Source organism: Mycobacterium sp. E2497 (assembly GCF_001668695.1).
In the GTDB taxonomy this organism is placed as follows: Bacteria; Actinomycetota; Actinomycetes; order Mycobacteriales; family Mycobacteriaceae; genus Mycobacterium.
Genome location: NZ_LZKD01000234.1, coordinates 1 through 1,854, shown reverse-complemented (window position 1 = coordinate 1,854; position 1,854 = coordinate 1). Strand labels below are relative to the sequence as shown.

Sequence of the window (1,854 nt, the reverse complement as noted above, 5' to 3'; positions counted from 1 at the left end):
TTGACCGCGGCCAGGATCGCCACGATCGCCTCGGCCGAACGCGAGAACAGCAGCGCCACCCGTTCGCCCGGGCGGGCGCCGTTCTCGATCAGCAGGTGCGCCAGCCGGTTGGCGGCCTCGTCCAGCTCCCGGTACGTCATGGATGTGCCGTCGCAGACCAGGGCCACCGCGTCGGGGGTGCGGGCCGCCTGCGCGGCGAACAACGCCGGAACCGTCACCGGCATTGTCGGCCGGGTCAGCACTCCCCTGTTGCCCCACCTCTCCAGCCGGGCGTGCTCACCGGCATCGAGCAGGTCGATCGACGACAGCCGTCGCTCAGGTTCGGCGGTGACTGCCGTCAGCAGCCGCTGCAACCGCTCGATCAATCGCTCGACCGTGTGGGCATCGAACACGTCGGTGCGGTATTCGGCCGTCACGACAATGCCGGCGCGCGCCCCCGACTCGGTGAAGCGCTCGGCAAGGGAGAACGTCAAATCCATGCGAGCGGTGTCGGTGTGCACGGGCATCGGCGTGACCTGCAGATCGCCCAGGGCCAATCCGCCCGCCGGGGCAGTGACCTCCCCGGGGAAGTTCTCCCAGCCCAACAACACCTGGATCAGCGGATGATGGCTCATGCTCCGGGTCGGATTGAGCCGTTCCACCAGCAGTTCGAAGGGCACGTCCTGGTGTTCGAAGGCGGCCAGGCTGCGCCGTCGCACCTGCGCCAGCAGGTCGGCGAACGTGGGATCCCCGCCTAGCTCTTTCAGGTCGACCCGCAGCACCAGGGTGTTGACGAAGAAGCCGATCAACTCGTCGAGCGCCGGCTCGGTTCGCCCGGCGATCGGGAAGCCCACCGCCACGTCATCGCTCGCGCTGATCTTGGAGAGCAGCGCGGCGAACGCGGCCTGGATCACCATGAAGCTGGTCGCGTTGTGCTCGCGCGCCGCCCGGCGAATCTGCTGCTGCAGCTCCGCCGGCCAGTCGACCGCCAGACGGGCGCCGCGGTGGTCGGCGACCTGCGGGTAGGGCCGATCCGTCGGCAGCTGCAGGCGTTCCGGCAGCCCGGCCAGGGCGTCGGCCCAGAAGTTCAGCTGGGCCGAGATGCGGCTGTCGGCATCATCGACGTCACCGAGATGCGCGCGCTGCCACAGGGTGTAGTCGACGTACTGCACCGCCAACGGCGCCCAGTCGGGGGCATGCCCCGCACACCGGCTGGCATACGCCACCCCGAGGTCACGCGCGAACGGGGTGATCGACCAGCCGTCGGCGGCGATGTGGTGCACCGCGACCAGCAGGATGTGCGCGTCGTCGCCGAGGGTGAAAAGCTCGGTGTGCAGCGGGCTTTCGCTCGCCAGATCGAAGGTGTAGCGGGCCGCCGCGGCCATGCGCTCACGCAGCCGGTCTTCCGGCCACCCGCGGGCGTCGACGACCTCGCAGGCGAAGCCGATCCGCTCGGCGGGAATCACCACCTGCTGCGGGATCCCGTCGGCGGCCGCAAACACGGTGCGCAGGCTTTCGTGCCGGGCCACGACGTCGGCCAGCGCCGCACCGAGCGCGTCCGCGTTCAGGTACCCGCGCAACCGCAACGCCACGGTGACGTTGTAAATCGGTGAGGGGCCCTGGAACTGGTCGATGAACCACAGCCGGGTCTGGGCGAATGACAGCGGAATCACCGCCGGGCGGTCCCGCGCCACCAGGGGCTCCGGCCGGTTGGCTTCGTCACCGACGAGAAGCACCAACTCGGCGACGGTGGGCGCCTCGAAGACGGCCCGCACCCCGAGGTTTGCGTTCATACTCGCGTTGACCGCCGCGATCAGGCGCATCGCCGACAGCGAGTCCCCGCCCAGGTCGAAGAACGAGTCGTCGACGCCGACC

General features: G+C 69.8%; 1 protein-coding gene. It reads right to left on the bottom strand.

All coding sequences use genetic code 11. The annotated features are described in order from the left end of the window. A partial coding sequence (locus tag A5713_RS21840) for a condensation domain-containing protein (protein ID WP_156751983.1) occupies positions 1 to 1,854 on the bottom strand: 1,854 nt, incomplete at both ends.